The 19,341-nt window shown below is 68.1% G+C and carries 18 protein-coding genes; 12 read left to right on the top strand and 6 right to left on the bottom strand.

Annotated elements, in window-relative coordinates; genetic code table 11:
• Positions 1 to 14: 14 nt before the first annotated feature.
• From ACIQAK_RS11385 to ACIQAK_RS11370, 4 genes are all read left to right on the top strand, one after another.
• The gene (locus tag ACIQAK_RS11385; protein ID WP_366388648.1) at positions 15 to 899 is read left to right on the top strand and encodes a DNA-processing protein DprA; all 885 of its coding nucleotides are present in this window, start codon (positions 15 to 17) and stop codon (positions 897 to 899) included.
• Between the two features lie 154 nt (positions 900 to 1,053).
• Positions 1,054 to 1,662 (top strand): hypothetical protein, encoded by a 609-nt coding sequence (locus ACIQAK_RS11380; protein ID WP_366388649.1) that lies wholly within the window; start codon positions 1,054 to 1,056, stop codon positions 1,660 to 1,662.
• A 129-nt stretch (positions 1,663 to 1,791) separates the two neighbouring features.
• Positions 1,792 to 2,136 carry a trypco2 family protein gene (locus tag ACIQAK_RS11375; protein WP_366388650.1) on the top strand — a complete coding sequence of 115 codons (345 nt, stop codon included), beginning with the start codon at positions 1,792 to 1,794 and terminating at the stop codon, positions 2,134 to 2,136.
• A gap of 327 nt (positions 2,137 to 2,463) precedes the next feature.
• Entirely contained in the window at positions 2,464 to 5,358 is a 2,895-nt protein-coding gene (locus ACIQAK_RS11370) for a tetratricopeptide repeat protein (protein WP_366388651.1), read from the top strand.
• Positions 5,359 to 5,689: 331 nt separating this feature from the next.
• Here ACIQAK_RS11370 and ACIQAK_RS11365 read toward each other — a convergent pair whose 3' ends face one another.
• Together ACIQAK_RS11365 and ACIQAK_RS11360 are read right to left on the bottom strand one after the other, a co-directional pair.
• Positions 5,690 to 6,202 carry a DUF3515 family protein gene (locus ACIQAK_RS11365; RefSeq protein WP_366388652.1) on the bottom strand — a complete coding sequence of 171 codons (513 nt, stop codon included), beginning with the start codon at positions 6,200 to 6,202 and terminating at the stop codon, positions 5,690 to 5,692.
• Between the two features lie 206 nt (positions 6,203 to 6,408).
• A complete protein-coding gene (locus ACIQAK_RS11360) occupies positions 6,409 to 7,128 on the bottom strand; it encodes a DUF5324 family protein (protein ID WP_366388653.1) in 720 nt (239 codons plus the stop codon).
• Positions 7,129 to 7,407: 279 nt separating this feature from the next.
• Between ACIQAK_RS11360 and ACIQAK_RS11355 the strand changes: the two genes are divergently transcribed.
• A complete protein-coding gene (locus ACIQAK_RS11355) occupies positions 7,408 to 7,935 on the top strand; it encodes a peptidylprolyl isomerase (protein ID WP_366388654.1) in 528 nt (175 codons plus the stop codon).
• Between the two features lie 153 nt (positions 7,936 to 8,088).
• A complete protein-coding gene (locus ACIQAK_RS11350; RefSeq protein WP_366388655.1) occupies positions 8,089 to 8,988 on the top strand; it encodes a rhomboid family intramembrane serine protease in 900 nt (299 codons plus the stop codon).
• 339 nt (positions 8,989 to 9,327) lie between these two features.
• On the opposite strand, the gene crgA is transcribed toward ACIQAK_RS11350, so the two are convergent.
• A complete protein-coding gene (crgA, locus tag ACIQAK_RS11345; protein WP_366388656.1) occupies positions 9,328 to 9,582 on the bottom strand; it encodes a cell division protein CrgA in 255 nt (84 codons plus the stop codon).
• Between the two features lie 143 nt (positions 9,583 to 9,725).
• Here crgA and ACIQAK_RS11340 point away from each other — a divergent pair, with 143 nt between their 5' ends.
• The 6 genes from ACIQAK_RS11340 to ACIQAK_RS11315 all read left to right on the top strand — a co-directional run bounded on the left by ACIQAK_RS11340 (position 9,726) and on the right by ACIQAK_RS11315 (position 14,215).
• The gene (locus ACIQAK_RS11340; RefSeq protein WP_366388657.1) at positions 9,726 to 10,493 is read left to right on the top strand and encodes a DUF881 domain-containing protein; all 768 of its coding nucleotides are present in this window, start codon (positions 9,726 to 9,728) and stop codon (positions 10,491 to 10,493) included.
• A 31-nt stretch (positions 10,494 to 10,524) separates the two neighbouring features.
• Positions 10,525 to 11,223, top strand: coding sequence for a class E sortase (locus ACIQAK_RS11335; protein ID WP_366388658.1), 699 nt, complete (start codon positions 10,525 to 10,527; stop codon positions 11,221 to 11,223).
• A gap of 77 nt (positions 11,224 to 11,300) precedes the next feature.
• On the top strand, positions 11,301 to 11,489 hold the full coding sequence (locus ACIQAK_RS11330; protein ID WP_164612545.1) for a hypothetical protein: 189 nt from the start codon (positions 11,301 to 11,303) through the stop codon (positions 11,487 to 11,489).
• Positions 11,486 to 12,124, top strand: a complete 639-nt coding sequence (locus tag ACIQAK_RS11325; protein ID WP_366388659.1) for an aminodeoxychorismate/anthranilate synthase component II — start codon at positions 11,486 to 11,488, stop codon at positions 12,122 to 12,124. Before ACIQAK_RS11330 ends, ACIQAK_RS11325 begins: the two co-directional genes overlap by 4 nt.
• Positions 12,121 to 13,461 (top strand): class E sortase, encoded by a 1,341-nt coding sequence (locus ACIQAK_RS11320; protein WP_366388660.1) that lies wholly within the window; start codon positions 12,121 to 12,123, stop codon positions 13,459 to 13,461. Before ACIQAK_RS11325 ends, ACIQAK_RS11320 begins: the two co-directional genes overlap by 4 nt.
• A gap of 25 nt (positions 13,462 to 13,486) precedes the next feature.
• Positions 13,487 to 14,215, top strand: coding sequence for a class E sortase (locus ACIQAK_RS11315; RefSeq protein ID WP_366388661.1), 729 nt, complete (start codon positions 13,487 to 13,489; stop codon positions 14,213 to 14,215).
• A gap of 96 nt (positions 14,216 to 14,311) precedes the next feature.
• Here the strand turns inward: ACIQAK_RS11315 and pknB are convergent, their stop codons facing one another.
• From pknB to ACIQAK_RS11300, 3 genes are all read right to left on the bottom strand, one after another.
• The gene (pknB, locus tag ACIQAK_RS11310; protein ID WP_366388662.1) at positions 14,312 to 16,309 is read right to left on the bottom strand and encodes a Stk1 family PASTA domain-containing Ser/Thr kinase; all 1,998 of its coding nucleotides are present in this window, start codon (positions 16,307 to 16,309) and stop codon (positions 14,312 to 14,314) included.
• 172 nt (positions 16,310 to 16,481) lie between these two features.
• The gene (locus ACIQAK_RS11305; protein WP_366388663.1) at positions 16,482 to 17,939 is read right to left on the bottom strand and encodes a penicillin-binding transpeptidase domain-containing protein; all 1,458 of its coding nucleotides are present in this window, start codon (positions 17,937 to 17,939) and stop codon (positions 16,482 to 16,484) included.
• Positions 17,936 to 19,336: an FtsW/RodA/SpoVE family cell cycle protein gene (locus ACIQAK_RS11300; protein WP_366388664.1), complete on the bottom strand. Its 1,401-nt coding sequence runs from the start codon at positions 19,334 to 19,336 to the stop codon at positions 17,936 to 17,938. Before ACIQAK_RS11300 ends, ACIQAK_RS11305 begins: the two co-directional genes overlap by 4 nt.
• Between the last annotated feature and the right edge of the window lie 5 nt (positions 19,337 to 19,341).

Raw genomic sequence — 19,341 nt, 5'->3', positions numbered from 1 at the left:
TCTATACTTCAGATATGGATCAGGAACTGGAGCGAGCTGCACTCGTCGCACTGCTGCGGCGTGGGGACCGCTCCTGGTCAGAAATCACGGACCAAGTTGAAGCCGTCGGCAGTGCTCGCACCGTGCTTGAGGACGTGCTCGACACCACGGGGCAGGGTTCTCTCTTCGATACCCAGCCGCCCGCAGACCTGGACGCTGGCATTGCTGAAATCGCGGCCTGGGAACGTGAGGGTATGCGGTTGGTCACCATCCTTGATGAGGACTACCCGCTCTATCTGCGGTTGGTCCACCAGCGCCCGCCCTTTCTCTTTCTGCGCGGTGCATCCGTCGAGGACGATCTGCGGGTTGCTGTGGTGGGCACCCGTACTCCGACGACGGAGGGCGTCGCGCACGCGCGCGCAATCGCTGGCGGACTTGCGGAGCGCGGTGTCACCGTGGTCAGCGGCCTGGCTGCGGGAATCGACACCGCAGCGCACGGCACCGCGCTTGCTGTCGGTGGCCGAACCGTAGGAGTCATCGGTACCGGTATCCGACGCTCCTACCCTGTGCAAAATGCCCGGCTGCAGCAGGAGATTGCCGAGCGAGGGCTGCTACTTTCCCAGTTCTGGCCGGATTCGCCCCCCTCAAAGGCGTCATTCCCCATGCGCAATGCGGTGATGAGTGGCTACAGCCTGGCGACTGTCGTTGTGGAGGCTGCCTACCGCAGCGGGGCCCGCATGCAGGCCCGACTCGCGCTGGAGCACGGCCGAAGAGTCTTCCTTATGCGATCTCTTATGACACACGAGTGGGCGCGAGAGTACGCGTCCCGGCCGAACACCACCATCATCGACGGCCCCGACGACGTCTTCACCGAACTCGACTCCCTCGTCCCGGTTACGGGCGAGCTCACCTGGGCGTAGAGGACGGCCGCGGGTGGCATCCGTCGTTGGGCTGTCCGCCAGGTATGCAAACTTCCTCGTCCACCCTTTGGTGGCCGGTCCAGGCGTATGCCAGACGTGCCGAGGCCCGGCGAACGCTGGATACCCTAACTGTTGGTCCTGTCAGCAGGCCGCCATGGTTCTCGGCACCGGCGCAGCGGACACGGTGGTACCGATCAGCCTGGCCCTCAAGAGGGAGCAATACGCCAACGAGCTATGGCGGTACAAGAACGCCCCGGGCCCGCAGCAACAGTACTTCCGCATGGGATTGGCAGCCGTATTATGGCGTTTTCTCGCCGCACATGAAGCCTGCATCAGTGCCAGCTGCGCCGTTCCTCACTTCGACACCGTCACCACCGTTCCCAGCACCAGTGGGCGTAGTGCTCATCCGTTACGCGACATGGCGGCCGAGATAGTCGGCCCTACTCGTGCTCGCTACCGAGACCTGCTCACGGCGGCCCCGGAAGCGGCGACCCTTGGCCGTGCAGTCTCGCCCGCTCGATACACCTCAGCCGGCCTGTGGGGCGACAACATTCTGCTCATCGATGACACCTGGACCACCGGCAACCATGCCCAGTCCGCATCCGCCGCGCTGAAGGCAGCCGGGGCGGGCTGCGTGGCCATCGTCGTACTCGGCCGCCACCTCAACGTGGACTATGGCGACACCGCCTCTCACGTCGAACAGGCGCGACTGCGTCGGTTCTCCTGGGACGTCTGCGTGCTGCGGCGAGGTGCACATGGATGAGGAGCGGGTTCTCCCGTGAGCCGTAGGACGAAATGCTCGTGAACTCGATGGGAGTCGGCAAAGAAGGCGGCTGCCGAGGTGGCCGCAGGTAGGGTTTGGGATCCGGGGAATCGTGGCGTGGGGGAGAGTATGAGCGCGCCGTTTTCCGACATCGAACTCACGCAGGCAGTCGCCGTGCTGCGGCAGCAGTTGGTTGCTGCCGCGACTGCGGCCAGTGGCCAGGCACCTCTCTTTGATGTACGGGAACTGACCATGGAGTTCTCCGTTGAGCTGCGCAGGGATGCTCAGGCAAAGGCGGGTTTTCGCGCCTGGGTGGTGTCTGGCGAGACCAGTGCCGCTGTGAGTAAGCATAAGTCGCACCGGGTCACGCTCACTCTTGCGCCGAAGAACGCAGAGGATGGGAGCAGCTGGGTCATCGGCAACCCCGAAGCCGCTGATCTTTCGGAGTTCGATGACGGGCAGCGGCTGCCGTAGGGGTGAGGGGCACTCATGGGAACCTCTGCGCGGCTGAACATCGCAATCATTGAGGGTGAGAGTCAGGGCACCGGGCTCCTGCTAGGGGCCAGGCTCGTGCTGACCGCAGCACATTTGTTGGGCGACAAGCCTGTGCGTGTCGCGGTACCGCGCGGGCTGGGGCCCCGTAGCTGCCATCTGCTGTGGCGCGGCGATGGCGAACGATGTGACGCTGCACTGCTGTTGGCGGAGTCAGACCTTGTCGGTGACGGACCTGAAGCCGTTCGGTGGGGTGAGCCGGGAGACATGAACCCATGGTCTGGATGTGAAGTTCTTGGCTTTCCTCGGGTGCAGCGCCAGGAAAACCGGCCGGACACGGAGCAGTTTGTCGGCACGCTCAAGCCGGGTTCGGCCCTATTGCGGGGACGCTACGTTATTGATGGGGAGCACTCCGCTCCGCGGCCGGTAGCGAACGGCTCGCCGTGGCAGGGCATGTCAGGGGCTGCTGCGATGCTGCACGGCCACGTGATCGGTGTTGCCGTCCAGGACCCAGGCGGATGGGGACATGGCCGACTAGAAGTCGTGCCTGCTCGCCTGCTGTTGGAAGACGAAGTGTTCGTTGATCTCGTACAGCGCCATACGGGAGTACACCCGACGCTCGAATCCTTGGTACGGAGTGCGACGGGCAGTTCGTCGCACGACTTAACCGATTCCGTCAACGTCGCCACGACCATAGGCGGGACGATCGATTGGGAGGAGGTGTCGGCAGCTTCAGCTGCCCACTTTGGGGTGCACCGAGTACGGGAAGTGTCCGGATTCCCCAGGATGGTGGACTGTCTTCCGCGAGACTTCGACAACGAGTTGCAGAGTCACCTTGCCGAGGTGGTTGAGAGCGGAGGTCTTGTTCTGCTCACCGGCCCTTCTGCAGCGGGCAAGACCCGGTCGGCCTTCGAAGCCGTCCAGCGAGTCTGTCCGGACTGGCTCGTCTGCCGTCCTGAGCCAGCCACGGACTTGAGCGGACTGACTGCGGCCTGTCGTACTGGCGCGCGGCACTTGGTGTGGCTCGATGACCTGGAGGGGCACCTGCATAGCGCAGGCCTTACGGCGAGCCTGCTGGCGGAGCTTCAACGGCGAGGCGTGGTCGTGGTGGCCACACTGCGGTCGCATTTGTACGACGATCTGCTGCAGCTGGACAGTGCTGCGGTATCACTGGGCGGACCCCCGTACGGCACAAGGGCGGCTGGTCGTCTTCTGCGTCAGGCTCGCCATGTACAGGTACCACGTACGTGGTCCGAAGCTGAGCGGGTGGAAGCGGGTCGGTCGAAGGACCCGCGGGTCATTCAGGCTCTTGAAGCGGGTGAAGGGTACGGACTCGCTGAGTATCTCGCTGCTGGTCCACAGTTGCTGGAGAGGTGGAAGGCAGGTGGCGACCGTCATCCCCGCGGAGCGGCACTGGTGGCTGCTGCGGTGGATCTCGCGCGTACCGGCCTTGCGGGCCCCTTGCCTGCTGGTGCCATTGAGGAACTGCACGGTGCCTGTTTGCAGCGAGCCGGCGGCGCAGCGTTGCGGCCCGAGCCCATCAAGGAAGCGTGGGAGTGGGCAACTCGTGAATCTCTCGGCATCACAAGCTTACTGGTTCCCTCAGAGGGCGGTGGGTGGCGCCCCTTCGACTACCTGGTCACTGGAGCCACCCAGGGACAGGAGCCGTCCGGAAAACTGGACGAGGCGGTATGGCGCAAGGCGTTGGATCTCGCAGAGGGACAAGGCCGGTCCTTGGTTGCCTGGGCGGCGCTGACTGCGGAACGCTCTGACATCGCGAAAGAAGCGCTGCTGCCTCTGGCGGCAGCGGGCGAGACTGCGGCGATGGTGAACCTTGCGGCCGTACTCATTGAGAGCGGTGAGCGGAGCGCTGGGCAGCGGTGGCTGAGAGAAGCCGCTTCGCATGGTGATGGAACCGCCATGCTGCATCTCGGGGCTCTCCTCGTGGCCGCAGACGACTCCAGTCAGGGCAAGGAGTGGCTTGAGAAGGCAGTCGAGTCGGGCCGGACGCAGGCACTCCGGCTGCTCGGTGATCTGGCTTCGCAAGACGGTGAGGACGAAGCCGCTGCCGAGCTTTGGGAACGTGGCGCGGAGCAGGGCGATGATGAGTGTGCAGTGAAGTACGGCAACTTGCTTCGGCAGCGATACATGGTGCTGGACGATCGCGGGACCTGGCTGCAGAAGGCGGCCGATCGAGGCTTGTCCGCAGCGGCGCTGTCATTCGCTGGCTGGCTTGCGTACCGGAAGCAGAAAGAGGCAGCGGCTTACTACCTGATTCAGGCACGGGAAAGAGCCTTGGCCGCCGCTAATGATGGTGACCCTGATGCCATGATCACGCTTGGCACCGTATTGGCCTGGGAGGGCGATGCGGCGAGCGCCGAGTCATGGTTCCGCAAAGCACGACAGCGTACACCTTTGCTGATGCCGGACTGGCGGATTGTCCGCGCGGAAGCCGATAGGGGCGGGCTCCAAGCCCTGGCGGTGAGCAGGAGCACCGAGGAGCAGTTGGCGGAAGGGCAACTGGCCGACGTAATGGAGGGGTTGTGGCCGCTTGACTGTCAGTACTGCGGGCTTTCGCTAGGGGCAGGGGTGCCGGCGCTTCGTGTGTTCGAGCAACCTTGGGGTGCCGCCGCCAGCCTCTACCACTTGGGTACGTGCCGCTACCCCGAATGGACTGACAACGACGGCACTCGTCGCGACAGTAGCGTCGGCATCTTCAAGATCATCGGCCCGTCGGAGCCTCGTCTGACCTGGACGGCGAGCGCGGCTCACACGCCTCAGATAACCTTGGACGACAAGAGCCCATTGATCCTGCTGGTGAACGCGGGCGTGGAATCCGTAGGGCTGGCTCAGAGCGAGGACGGGCAGTGGCGTATGGCGCCGTCTGCCATCCATCAGCGCCAAGGAATGATGCCTGCCGGACATGCGCTCAACGCCGTCCCTGGGGCAGCGACCGTGCTTCGAGGGCAACTGACCGTGAAGCTGGGCCTCGAGGAGTGGTCGTCCGAGGTCTCGCGTGACATGGAACGCTTGTGCAAACGGCAAGGTGGAGTGCTGCTCATCATCACATCGGGACTTGCTCCTGTGGAGCCGAGCGCAGCGGTCCTGAATATGGCTTTGTCGGCCCCGGATGCCATCGCGGGATGGGTGCCGATATTTCAGGGCGAACGTAAGTGGTCGCCTCGGTGGAGAGAGCGGTCTTAGCTTGATGCCTCCGGTCGTGCGACTGCCGGTAGGCGCTTCTCTCCTTGTGCTGGATGGGTGGCACCCTAGTGGTGGGAAGTTCTATTCGCCATAGCAACGCTCTCCGCAGTCGTGCTGACACGTCAGCACGGGAGCCTGATCGAGGCGGATAAAGCAGGACGCAGGAGGATGGAAACAGGGCCTAATGTCCGATTCTCCGGCGTTTCGGCAGGTCAGAGAGGTAACAATTTCGGGTTCGAATCTCCTAGGCTCCACAGCGTCAAAGACCCCTTCGAACTGCGGAATCGCAGTTCGAAGGGGTCTTTTCGTGCCGTCTGTGTGTGCCGTGTCCTCATCCGGAGGGCGTGGGGGGCCGCACGTCGTCGAGGTTCAGGCACTTCGTGTACGTCTTGAGGGGCTCGACCAGTGCGGAGAGGCTGACCAGGGCGTCGTCCACGGCGACGACGTCGTCGGAGACCACCACCTCCACGGCCGGGTCGCGGCCGTAGGTGACGACCACCTTCCCGCCGTCCTTGGAGCGGTCCTCGCGGAAGACCCAGTCCACGCCGTCGACGGTCGCGCACGGGTCGATGGTCGGTACGGGCAGCTCGACACCGCAGCGCAGCACGACCGCGTCGTCGCCCCAGACCGCGACCCCGGGGCGGTCGGTGAACGCCAGCGCCTGGCCGCCGAGGCGGTCCGGGTAGCGGTCGGTGAGGTCCTCGCAGGCCGCGCTCTTCGCATACGGTGCGGATGTGACGCCCTCCCCGGGGGAGTCGGCCCCGCACGACACCAGGACACCGGCGGTCAGGGCGCCGGCCGTCACCGCGACGACGGCTTTCCGCGTCCGGGAGGCTCGCACCACAGCAAGGACCTTTCGTGAAGACGGCAGCCCGTCCTTTCGTCCCTGGCAGGGGAGGGCGGGGACTACCGGAAGCTACACCAGCGCCCGTCCTGCCGCGGTGGGGGCCCCGGGCCACAACGAGAACGCCGGTCCGCCGCAGGACCCGTGAAGGTCTGCGGCGGACCGGCGTACTCCTGTGCTGTCACCGGCTCCGGGGCCGGACGCCGTCAGGGGCGATCGTCGAGGCCCGGGGGCGTCTCCCCGTCCGCCTCGGCCTCGGCCTGCTTGGCCTTGACCTCCGGGTCGAGCACGGCCTGGCCGCTGCCGTCGACCGAGCTCAGCGGCGAACGCTCGTCGCCCACCTCGGTGGCGACGGGCGGCTCGACCAGCCAGTCCGGGTTGGCCTGCTTGTCCCACCAGCGCCAGGCGGCATAGGCGCCGCCGGCGAGGACGCCCAGGACCAGGAGCCCCTTGGTCGCCCGGCCGGCCTTGGCCCGCCGTTCGTGCTTCCGGGCCAGCTTCTGGATCTCCTTGGCCGTGACGTTGCTCCGCAGCGCGGCCAGGGCGGCGGCACTCCGGGCGGTTGCCTGCTCGGCGACCGGCACGGCCATCGCCTTGGCGTGCTCGACGCGCGGCGCGGTGTAGTCGGCGGCGGTCCGGGCGGCCTTGCGGGTCGAGTGCGCCGCACGCTGCGCGGCCTCGTCGACCTTCGGCGGGACATGGGTCAGGGCCTGCTCGAGCCGTGGCGCGAGGTGGGACTCGTACTGGACACGGGCCTTCTTGGCGGCCTTGGTCACCTTGGGCGCGAGCTGGACACGGGCCTCGTGCGCGTAGAGTGCAGCCTGCTTCTTGGCCGTGTCGGCGTACGGCGCCACCACTTCCGCGGCGTGCTGCGCGCTGTCCCTGGCCGAGTCGGTTGCGGCGCGCACGCTGTCGATGCGGGTCACGGGATCCTCCTCCTTGGTGGCGGGTAGGTACTCCGCCTTTCCGCCCAATTCGAAATCATGCCTGTCGCGGCCATGACCGGCACTCGGGACGGGCATCCGGGTCATGATCGCTACGTCGGTCGAAACGGTTCAAGCCGGTAAAACGGTGCAAGTGAAGTGTGCCGACGACAATGCCATGGTTCGGCGGTGAACGCGCCGTTTCACCAGGCATCCGGCCGTATGTTTCCCGGTACGTGGGAGGATCGGCGGACGTCAGCGAAGGATTACGGAAGGCAGACCGTGGCCGAGCAGCTTTACGCCACCTTGAAGACCAGCCAGGGCGACATCGAGATCAGGCTTCTGCCGAACCACGCCCCCAAGACGGTCAGGAACTTCGTCGAACTGGCCACCGGTCAGCGGGAGTGGACCAATCCCGAGACGGGCGAGAAGTCCACGGACCGGCTGTACGACGGCACCGTGTTCCACCGGGTCATCAGCGGGTTCATGATCCAGGGCGGCGACCCGCTGGGCAACGGCACCGGCGGTCCGGGCTACAAGTTCCCCGACGAGTTCCACCCGGAGCTGGCCTTCACCAAGCCCTATCTGCTGGCCATGGCCAACGCGGGCCCGGGGACCAACGGCTCGCAGTTCTTCCTGACCGTCTCGCCCACCGCCTGGCTGACCGGCAAGCACACCATCTTCGGCGAGGTCGCCGATGAGGCGGGCCGCAAGGTCGTCGACGCCATCGCGGCCACCCCGACCAACCCGCGTACCGACCGTCCTGTGCAGGACGTGGTCATCGAGTCGGTCGTCGTCGAGACCCGCTGACCACCCGCTCGGCCCGCCCCGGCGGCCTTCGCCGGATGCGGCAGAAGCGGTACGGGAACCAACCGCCCTGCCCGTCCGTACTGTTACAGGGCGGACCAGCGGGGCGGCCGTGTCGGCGGCGCCCAGGTAAGACCGAGAGGCAGGCCAGGACCGATGGACCAGCAGCCGCCGGCGGACCGGGGCACACGGGAGGGCGGTCAGGCCGTGCCGACCTGCTACCGGCACCCCGACCGGGAGACCGGGATCAGCTGCACGCGCTGCGAGCGGCCGATCTGCACCGAGTGCATGGTCAGCGCCTCCGTCGGCTTCCAGTGCCCCGACTGCGTACGCCAGGGCTCCGGCCACCACCCCGCGGCGAGTCGGCCGCGCACACTGGCCGGCGGCACCGTGGCCGCCGATCCCCGGCTGATCACCAAGATCCTGCTCGGCATCAACCTCGCGGTCTTCATCATGGTCGCGGCCGCCCCCGAGTCCCTGCTCGACGACCTGGTCCTGCTCGGCCGGGCCTGGGACCCGACGCCGCCGCCCGGCTCGGTCGCCGGCGTCGCCGAAGGCCAGTGGTACCGCCTGGTGACCTCGATGTTCCTGCACCAGGAGGTGTGGCACATCGGGTTCAACATGCTGGCGCTGTGGATGCTCGGCGGACCGCTGGAGGCGGCGCTCGGCCGCGTCCGCTATCTCGCGCTCTATCTGCTGTCCGGCCTCGCGGGCAACGCCCTGATGTATCTGATCGCCGCACCCAACCAGCCTTCGCTCGGCGCGTCCGGTGCGGTCTTCGGCCTGTTCGGCGCGACCGCCGTCCTGACGCGCCGGATGAACTACGACATGCGTCCGGTGCTGGTGCTGCTGGCGCTGAACCTGGTCTTCACCTTCACCGTGGGCGGTATCGCCTGGGAGGCGCATGTCGGAGGCCTCGTCGCGGGCGTTGTGATCGCGATCGGTCTGGTGCACGCGCCGCGTCAGCGCCGTACGGCCGTGCAGGCCGGGGCCTGTGCGCTGGTGCTGCTGGTGTCGGTGGCGGTCATCGTCGCCCGCACGATGTCCCTGGCCTGAGCTCTGCGCCCTGACCATCGGGCGGCAAGAGCTGTCCGCCCCCAGGGCGGACCCCGGTTGTCCACAGTGATCCCATGATCTTGTACAGGGCAACGGGAACATCTGTGCCCACCATCGCTGATCTGGTGTTTCTCCCCTGGGGGCAAGCGTCGCGGCCCCCTCGGTGGAGGAGGCCGCGGTCACACCGGCGTCAACGTGCGTGGAGGTTATCCACAGATCGTCTGACCTTTTCCCCTGGCTGTGGATAACTCTGTGGGTAACTCAGGGCAAGGCTTGCGCGAAGGCAGGCCGAACCGGTACGGGCGCAGGGGATGGCAGGTGCGGAGCGAGCGGGGAGGGCTACTTCCACTGCGTGGAGACGGCGAACCCACCCGCGATGAAACCGAAGCCCACGACGATGTTCCAGTTGCCCAGGGCGTCGACCGGGAGATCGCCTTCGGTCACGTAGAACACCACGATCCAGGCCAGCCCGATGAGGAACAGGGCAAGCATCACCGGAGCGACCCAACTGCGGTTGGTCAGCTTTATCGTCGTTGCCTGCTTCGCCGAGGGCGGCGTGAAGTCGGCCTTCTTGCGGATACGTGACTTCGGCACGAGGGACTCTCCTGTCGATGCGCTGCGTGACCGCGCAGGGATCTGTGGCGGGCGCCGGGGGCGGGGGTGCCAGGGGGAATGCTGCCTCCCCCGAGCGTCCGTTAGCGTAGTGCTTCTCTGGCGCCTGATGAGATAAGGGTACGTTGAGCAATTCCGCCGACTTCCCCGAAGGCCCGGCCCGGCGCACTTCCGTGTGGGCGGTCCGGGGCCTCACCGCTGCCGTCTTCGCCCTGGCCGGACTGATCTTCGTCACCAGCGCCAACACCGCCAAGGGCACCAATCTGCGCAGCGACTCCTCCCTGCTCAAGCTCTCCGACCTGATCAAGGAGCGCAGCGAGAACAACGCGGGGCTGAACGACTCGGTCGCCACCGCACGTGCGGACGTCGACGCGCTCGCCCAGCGCGACGACGGCTCCACCGAGGCTGAGGACGCCCAGCTGAAGGCGCTGGAGAAGGCGGCCGGCACCACGAAGATCACCGGCGACGCCGTCAGTGTGACCCTCGACGACGCCCCTCCGGACGCCACCGCCAACCCCGGCTACCCCGAGCCCCAGCCCAACGACCTGGTCATCCACCAGCAGGACCTCCAGGCCGTGGTGAACGCCCTCTGGCAGGGCGGCGCGCGCGGGATCCGGGTGATGGACCAGCGGCTGATCTCCACCAGCGCGGTCCGCTGCGTGGGCAACACCCTGATCCTGCAGGGCCGGGTCTACTCCCCGCCGTACAAGGTCACCGCCGTGGGTGACCCGGGCAGGCTCAAGCAGGCGCTCGACAACTCCACGGCGATCCAGAACTACCAGCTGTACGTGAAGGCGTACGGGCTGGGCTGGAAAGTCGACGAGGACGACGCGGTGACTCTTCCCGGCTACTCGGGCACAGTGGATCTCCACTACGCGCAGCCTGTGGAGTGAGCCCGAGCTGATCCCCCGGGGAGGCCGTCCGGTGTCGGTGCGATCGGTACGACTCGTCGTCGGAAGCTTCAGCGAACTGTGCATCACCGTGGGCACCCTGATCGTCCTCTTCGTCGCCTATGTCCTGCTGTGGACGGGCGTCAAGGCCGCCGACGCGGCCGACGCCGAGATCGAGACGCTCACCAGCCGGTGGGCCCAGCAGCCCGCTGCCCCTGCTCCCGGCGCCCCTCCGGCCCCCTCCGCCTCCCCGTCCCCGTACCGCGACGGAAAGCCGTTCGCCACGATGCGCGTCCCCCGCTTCGGCGCCGGCTGGGAGTGGCCCGTCCTGGAGAACACCGAGGCCAGGACCTTGCGGAAGGGCCTCGGCCACTACAGCGGTACCGCCCGCCCGGGGGAGCGCGGCAACTTCGCGGTGGCCGGTCACCGCCGGACGTACGGGGACCCCTTCAAGGACTTCCCGAAGCTACGCCCCGGAGACGCGGTGATCGTCAACGACGGCAGGACCCGGTTCACGTACCGCATCGCCAGGAAGCCCTACCGGACCGTGCCCACCGACACCGCCGTCGTCGCCCCCGTCCCCCGCCGCTCCGGCTTCGAGGGGCCCGGGCGCTACCTGACGCTGACCACCTGCGAGCCCGAGTGGGGCAGCAGCCACCGGCTGGTCGCCTGGGCGCACCTGGACGCGACCCGGCCGGTGAGCGAGGGCGGGCCGCCCGCCCCTGACGGCTGACCCGCGCTTTTCCCCGGCTGACCCACTCTCCGGCCGCGGCACTCTAGTCTGGTGCCGTACCGAATGGAGGGGTCAGCATGTACGGCTGGATCTGGCGGCATCTGCCGGGCAACGCATGGGTGCGCAGTGTCATCTCGCTCGTGCTGGTTCTGGCGGTCGTCTACGCGCTGTTCCAGTACGTCTTCCCCTGGGCGGAGCCGCTGCTGCCGTTCGGTGATGTGACCGTCGACGGCGCGAGCGCCGGTGGAGCAGGAGCCGGGCAGTGAGCGCACGCATCCTCGTCGTGGACAACTACGACAGCTTCGTCTTCAACCTCGTCCAGTACCTCTACCAGCTCGGCGCCGAGTGCGAGGTGCTGCGCAACGACGAGGTGACCACGGCCCACGCCCAGGACGGCTTCGACGGCGTCCTGCTCTCCCCCGGCCCCGGCACGCCCGAGCAGGCCGGTGTCTGCGTCGAGATGGTGCGCCACTGCGCGGACACCGGCGTTCCGGTCTTCGGCGTCTGCCTGGGGATGCAGTCCATGGCGGTCGCGTACGGCGGTGTCGTCGACCGGGCCCCCGAGCTGCTGCACGGCAAGACCTCGCCGGTGGACCACGAGGGCAAGGGCGTCTTCGCCGGACTGCCCTCCCCCTTCACCGCGACCCGCTACCACTCGCTCGCCGCCGAACCGGCCGCGCTGCCACCGGAGCTGGAGGTCACGGCCCGCACGGCGGACGGCATCATCATGGGACTGCGCCACCGGGACCGGGCGGTGGAGGGCGTGCAGTTCCACCCCGAGTCGGTGCTCACCGAGCACGGCCACCTGATGCTGGCCAACTGGCTGGAGCAGTGCGGCGACCAAGGGGCCGTCGCGCGGTCGGCAGGTCTCGCGCCGGTGGTGGGCAAGGCCGCCGCGTGACCCCGCCCCGCCCCGAGGACGACACCGGACTTCAGGGCCCGTACGCGCTGGGGGCGCACGGGGCCGACAGGGCGTTCGTCGGGGCGGTGGAGGGGCTCGCGGACCCGCTCGACGATCCGCTGCCGGGGCAGCACACCTCCCTGTGGTTCCGGAGCGGGACGGTCCAGCGGGCCCCGGGCGACGGGCGGCAGGACGCGGCGTCGGCGGACGGGGCCCGGCCACCGGCGCACGGCGGGCCTGAGCAGCCGCAGGGGGCCCAGGGCGAGTGGTACGACCCCGAGGGGTACCGACGCGACTGGTACGGCCCCCAGCAGGCCCCTGCGCCTTCTCCCGCGCCCGCTCCGGCGGTGGCTCGGGAGCCCGTGCCACCGCCGGTGCCGGGACCCGCTCCCGTAACGGTGTCCGTCCCGTCGCCCCGGGCCGACGAGACCCTGGGGCTGCGGACCGCGGACACCCGGCGAACAGTGGCGCAGCCCGGTGACCGGTCCGAGCCGTCCGACCGGTCCGAGCCGTCCGTACGATCCGAGCCGTCCGAGCCCGTCACCGGAGGGCGTGCCGAGCGGCGCCGGGCCGCCAAGGGGCGCGGGCGCCGCCCCGCCCCGGTGGCCACGCCGGCCGCCCCGCTCTCCCGGATGGAGGCGCGGCGCGCGGCGAAGGCGGCCAAGGACAGCCCGGCCGTGATCGCCAGCCGGGCCGTCGGCGAGATCTTCATCTCGCTGGGCGTCCTGATGCTGCTGTTCGTCACCTACCAGCTCTGGTGGACCAACGTCCGGGCCGAGCAGATCGCCGGCCGGGAGACGGACAAGATCCAGGAGGAATGGGCCAAGGGGGCGGGCAAGCCCGGGGTGTTCGCGCCCGGCCAGGGATTCGCCATCATGCACATCCCCAAGCTGGACGTCGTCGTCCCGATCGCCGAGGGAATCGACAAGGAGAAGGTCCTCGACCGGGGCATGCTCGGCCACTACGGCGAGGGCAAGCTGAAGACGGCGATGCCCGAGGACGAGCAGGGCAACTTCGCGGTGGCCGGCCACCGCAACACCCACGGGGAGCCGTTCCGTTACGTCAACAAGCTCAGCCCCGGCGACCCGATCGTGGTCGAGACGCGGGACGCGTACTACACGTACGAGATGGCCAGCATCCTGCCGCAGACCTCGCCGTCGAACATCTCGGTGATCGAGCCGGTGCCGGTCGGATCCGGGTTCACCGGGCCGGGCCGGTACATCACGCTGACGACCTGCACCCCGGAGTTCACGAGTACCTACCGGCTGATCGTCTGGGGCAAGATGGTCGACGAACGGCCGCGCAGCGAGGGCAAGCCCAAGGCGCTCGTGAGCTGAACATCATCACGACAGGGGCGGTGCGGTGGCAGCGAGGACCGAGCAGGACGAGCGGACCGACGCGTCCGCGCCCCCGGCGCCCCGGCCCGGCAGGCACCCCGTCGCCACCGCCGTCAGCGTCTTCGGCGAACTCCTGATCACCGCGGGCCTGGTGCTCGCGCTCTTCGTCGCGTACTCCCTGTGGTGGACCAACGTGCTCGCCGACCGGGAGGCCGACCGGCAGGGCGACACGGTCCGCAGCAGGTGGGCGGGGGGCCCGGGCGCCCTGGACACCAAGGACGGCATCGGCTTCCTGCACGTGCCCGCCATGAAGAACGGCGAGGTGCTGGTCAAGAAGGGCACCGACCCCAAGACCCTGAACAACGGCATCGCCGGGTACTACACGGACCCGGTCGCCTCCGCCCTCCCCTGGGACGACGAGGGCAACTTCACGCTGGCCGCGCACCGGGACGGGCACGGCGCCAAGTTCCACAACATCGACAAGCTGAAGAACGGTGACGCGGTCGTCCTCGAGACCAAGGACACCTGGTACGTCTACAAGGTCTACAAGTCACTGCCCGAGACCTCGAAGTTCAACGTCGACGTGATCCGGCCGGTCCCGGAGGAGTCGGGCGTCAAGGAGCCCGGCCGGTACATCACGCTGACGACCTGCACCCCGGTCTACACGTCGAAGTACCGGTACATCGTCTGGGGCGAGCTGGAGCGTACGGAGAAGGTCGACAAGGACCGTACGAAGCCGGCGGAGCTGAGTTGACCGGCCTTTCCCCTGCCGGTACGGCGAAGGGCCCCGGTCACCGTGGAGGGTGACCGGGGCCCTTCGCCGTTCACACGTACAGGTGTCAGGCGGGCGCTACCTGCCCGACGGGCCGCCGAAGAGGCCGCCATCGCCGCCCTGGTCGCCATCGCCGCCCGGGGTGGCGAAGATGTTGACCGCCGAGTTCTTGTCCACGGTCTCACCCGCCCCCGGCTGCACGACGGCCACGATGGCGTCGTCCTCCTGCGCCCCCTGGATGTTGCCGACCGTCAGGCCCGCCTCCTGGAGCTTCGCCTTGGCCTCGCCGAGCGTCAGGCCCTGGATCTGCGGGACCTGGGTCTTCTCCGGCTCCGGCGGCTCCGCCGGGCCCTTGGAGACCTTGAGGACGATCTGCGCGTCCTTGGCCTGCTTGCCCGGCTGCGGGGACTGCTCGACGACGGTGTCCTTCGGCTCTTCCGAGTCGACGTCGGTGCGCGAGATGTTGGTGAAGCCGATGCCCCGCAGCTGCTGTTCGGCAGCCGCGAAGGTGCGGGTGCGCATGTCCGGCAGGTCCAGGGTCTCCTTCTTGGCGACCGTGATGGTCACCTCGGAGCCGTCCTCCGCCTGGGAGCCGCCCTTGGGCTTCTGCTCGATCACCGTGCCCTCGGTCTTCCCGGACTCGACCGCGGTCACATTCACCGTGAAGCCCTTGTCCTCCAGGGCCTTGCGGGCGCCGTCCTCGGACTTCTCCAGGACGTCGGGCACCTCGATCTTCGGGGCGCCGGAGGAGACCATGACCTCGACGGTCCCGTTCTCCTCCATCGTGCCGTTCTCGGGGGTCTGCGAGCAGATGTCGCCCTTCTCCTGCTGCTCGCACGGCTCCTCGCCGCCGACCTTGAGGACGACCCCGGCGGTCTCGGCGAGCTGTTTCGCCTCGTCGACGGTGGAGCCGACCATGTTCGGCACCGGGACCTTGCCGTCGTCGCCGGTGGAGCTGAACACGGCCCGGCCGATCAGGATCGCGCCGATGAGCACCAGGACGCCCGCGACGACCAGCAGGATCGTCGAGAGGTTGCTCTTCTTCTGCTGCTGGCGCCGGCGGCCCTGGCGGTCGTCGTAACCGTAGCCGCCGTCGTCCGGGTTGACCGGGGGCAGCATCGAGGTCTGGGCGTTGTTCGGGTCGGCCGGGCGCAGGGCGGCGGTGGGCTGGTCGGCGTTGTAGCCGTCGTAGCCCCCGTACGCCGCGGCACCCATCGCCGCCGTCGCCGCGACCGGCCGGCCGTCGAGGCAGGCCTCGATGTCGGCCCGCATCTCGTCGGCGGACTGGTAGCGGTAGTCCGGGTCCTTGGTGAGCGCCTTCAGCACGATCGCGTCCATCTCGGGCGTGATCTCGGGGTCGAAGTTGCTCGGCGGCTGCGGCTCCTCGCGCACGTGCTGGTAGGCCACGGCGACGGGCGAGTCCCCGACGAACGGGGGCCGGACCGCGAGCAGCTCGTAGAGCAGGCAGCCGGTGGAGTAGAGGTCGGAGCGCGCGTCGACCTGCTCGCCCTTGGCCTGCTCCGGGGAGAGGTACTGGGCGGTGCCGATGACCGCGGCGGTCTGCGTCATGGTCATGCCGGAGTCACCCATGGCCCGGGCGATGCCGAAGTCCATGACCTTGACCTGGCCGGTGCGCGTCAGCATGACGTTGGCCGGCTTGATGTCACGGTGCACGATCTGGGCGCGGTGCGAGTACTCCAGCGCCTGCAGGATGCCGACTGTCATCTCCAGCGTGCGCTCGGGCAGCAGCCGGCGGCCGGAGTGCAGGAGCTCCCGCAGGGTCGACCCGTCGACGTACTCCATCACGATGTACGGGATGGAGACCCCGTCGACGTAGTCCTCGCCGGTGTCGTAGACGGCGACGATCGCGGGGTGGTTGAGCGAGGCGGCCGACTGGGCCTCACGGCGGAACCGGGCCTGGAAGGACGGGTCACGGGCCAGGTCGGCCCGGAGCGTCTTCACAGCTACGGTGCGGCCGAGCCGGGTGTCGTGGGCGAGGTAGACCTCGGCCATGCCACCACGGCCGAGCACCGAGCCCAGCTCGTACCGGCCGCCGAGGCGACGCGGCTCTTCCATAACTGTTCCAGCCCTCTCCGTCAGTCCTGACCGCACCCGTGTGTGTGGTCCGGCGGTGCGCTGTTCGCGCATACGCTACCGGGCACGCGGTACGTGATCAGCCCGCACCCGTCAGCCGATATCCGACCGGTATCCGTTGTCCGGCAGGAACGGGCGGCCGCCGTGACGGGTCTCACCGCTTGCTGTCGACGACCGCCTTCATCACGTCGCGCGCGATCGGAGCGGCCAGTCCGCCGCCGGAGATGTCGTCCCGGTTGGCGTTGCCGTCCTCGACGACGACGGCGACGGCGACCGGGGAGCCGTTGTCGGTCTTCGCGTACGAGATGAACCAGGCGTACGGCTTCTCGCTGTTGTTCAGACCGTGCTGGGCGGTACCGGTCTTGCCACCGACTGTGACGCCCGGGATCTGCGCTCTGGTTCCCGTGCCGTTCTTGACGACGGTCTCCATCATCTGCTGGACCTTCTGGGCGTTCTCCCCGGAAAGTGCCCGGCTGAGCTCCTCGGGCTCGTGGGTGTAGACGTCGTCCAGATTGGGGGCCTGGCGCTTGGCGACCATGTACGGCTGCATCAGCTTGCCGTCGTTGGCGATGGCGGAGGCCACCATCGCCATCTGGAGCGGGGTGGTCCGGTTCGACGCCTGGCCGATGCCGGCCATCGCGTTCTGCGGCTTGTTGTCCTCGGGGTAGATGCTCGCGTCGGCGCGGACGGGGGTGAAGACTTCCTTGTTGAAGCCGAACTTGTCCGTCTGCTCGATCATCTTCTCGTTGCCGAGGTCGTGGCTCATCTTCCCGAAGACGGAGTTGCACGACACTCGCAGGGCCTCGCGCAGCGACGCGTTCTCGCAGGGGATGTCGCCCTCGTTCTGCAGCGGCACGGTGGTCTGCGGCAGCGTCCAGGGCAGCGGCGAGTCCGTCTTGGAGTCGATGTCGTCGTAGAGCCCGTTCTCCAGGGCGGCGGCCGCGGTGACGACCTTGAAGGTGGAGCCGGGCGGGTAGGTCTCGCGCAATGCCCGGTTGAGCATCGGCTTGTCCTTGTCCTTCAGGAGCTTCTGCCGGGCGTCCGAGTCCTTGAACGAGTTCCCGGCGAAGACCGAGGGGTCGTACGACGGCGTGCTCGCGAGAGCCAGGATGGCACCGGTCTGCGGGTCCAGGGCCACGACGGCGCCCTTCTTCTCGCCGAGACCCTCGAAGGCCGCCTTCTGGGCCGCGCCGTCGAGGGTGGTGACGACGTTGCCACCCGACTTCTTCTCACCGGTGAACATCGACAGTGTCCGGTCGAAGAACAGCTGGTCGCTGTTGCCGGTGAGGATGCCGTCCTCGATGTTCTCCAGCTGCGAGGAGTCGAACGCCTGGGAGGAGTAGCCGGTCACGGGGGCCCACAGGGGGCCGTCCTTCCAGACCCGCTTGTACTTGAAGTCGCCGTCCTCGGTCTCGACGGACCCGGTGATCGCCTTGCCGTCGACGATGATGTTGCCGCGCTCGTGGGCGTAGCGCTCGATCTGGACCCGGCGGTTGTACTTGTGGCTGTTCAGCTCGTCCGCACGGACGTACTGGAGCCAGTTGTCCCGGATCAGCAGGGCGAGGACGAGGATCCCGCAGAAGATCGCGATCCGGCGCAGCGGCTTGTTCACGGTCGGACCACCTGCGTCATTTCGGCGTCGGTCGAGGGTGCGGGCGCCGGGGCAGGGCGGCGTGCGGTGTCGCTGATCCGGATCAGGATGGCGATCAGGGCCCAGTTGGCCAGTACGGATGAGCCGCCCGCCGCGAGGAACGGCATCGTCATACCGGTCAGCGGGATGAGGCCCATCACCCCGCCGGCGACGACGAAGACCTGGATGGCGAACGATCCGGAGAGGCCGATGGCGAGGAGCTTGCCGAACGGGTCGCGGGCCGCCAGCGCGGTGCGCACCCCGCGCTCGACGATCAGGCCGTAGACGAGGAGCACACCCATCATGCCGGCGAGCCCCAGCTCCTCGCCGACGGTGGCGAGGATGAAGTCGGAGTTGGCGGCGAAACCGATCAGGTCGGAATGTCCCTGCCCGAGACCGGTGCCGAGGGTTCCTCCGGAGCCGAAGGCCATCAGGGACTTCGCCATCTGTTCGCTCGCCGCCTCCTGGCCCCAGCCCGCGAACGGGTCGAGCCACGCGGTGACGCGCTGCTGGACGTGCGGTTCGAACGAAGCGACACCGACGGCGCCGATCCCGGACATCAGCAGGCCGAAGACGATCCAGCTGGTGCGCTCGGTGGCTACGTACAGCATCACGACGAACATGCCGAAGAAGAGCAGCGAGGAGCCGAGGTCGGTCTCGAAGACCAGGATCAGGATGGAGAAGGCCCAGACCATCAGGATCGGACCCAGGTCCCGGCCGCGAGGCAGGTACATGCCCATGAACCGGCGGCTGGCCAGCGCCAGCGCGTCCCGCTTGACCATCAGATAGCCCGCGAAGAACACGGTGATGATGATCTTGGCGAACTCGCCGGGCTGCAAGGTGCCGACCCCGGGGATCTTGATCCAGATCTTGGCGCCGTTCACCGCGGGGAAGAACATGGGCAGGATCAGCAGGAACAGCGCCACCACCATGGAGATGTAGGTGTAGCGCTGCAGAATGCGGTGGTCCTTCAGGATGGTCAGGACGGCAACCAGCAGACCCACGCCGATGGCGGAGAACAGCAGCTGCTTCGACGCGGCGGGAGCGAACGTCTTGAGGGCCTGGAACCGCTCGGACTGGTCCAGGCGCCAGATCAGCGCGAGTCCGAGCCCGTTGAGCAGGATGGCCAGCGGCAGCAGCAGCGGATCGGCGTACTTGGCGAACCGGCGCACCACGAGGTGGGCGACGCCGCCGAGCAGGGCGAGTCCCGCTCCGTAACCGAGCATGCCGGAGGGCAGTTCGCCGTTGAGGGCGAGACCCACGTTGGCGTAGGCGAAGACCGAGATGGCGACGGCGAAGATGATCAGCGCCAGCTCGGTGTTGCGGCGGCTCGGTGCGTCGATCGCGCCGATGGTGGTCGTGTTGGTGACAACGCTCATGGTGC

The sequence above is a fragment of the Streptomyces sp. NPDC088706 genome (assembly GCF_044752765.1).
GTDB lineage: Bacteria > Actinomycetota > Actinomycetes > Streptomycetales > Streptomycetaceae > Streptomyces.
Note: the sequence above shows the minus strand (reverse complement) of the source record. Positions and strands in the feature narration are given on the sequence as shown.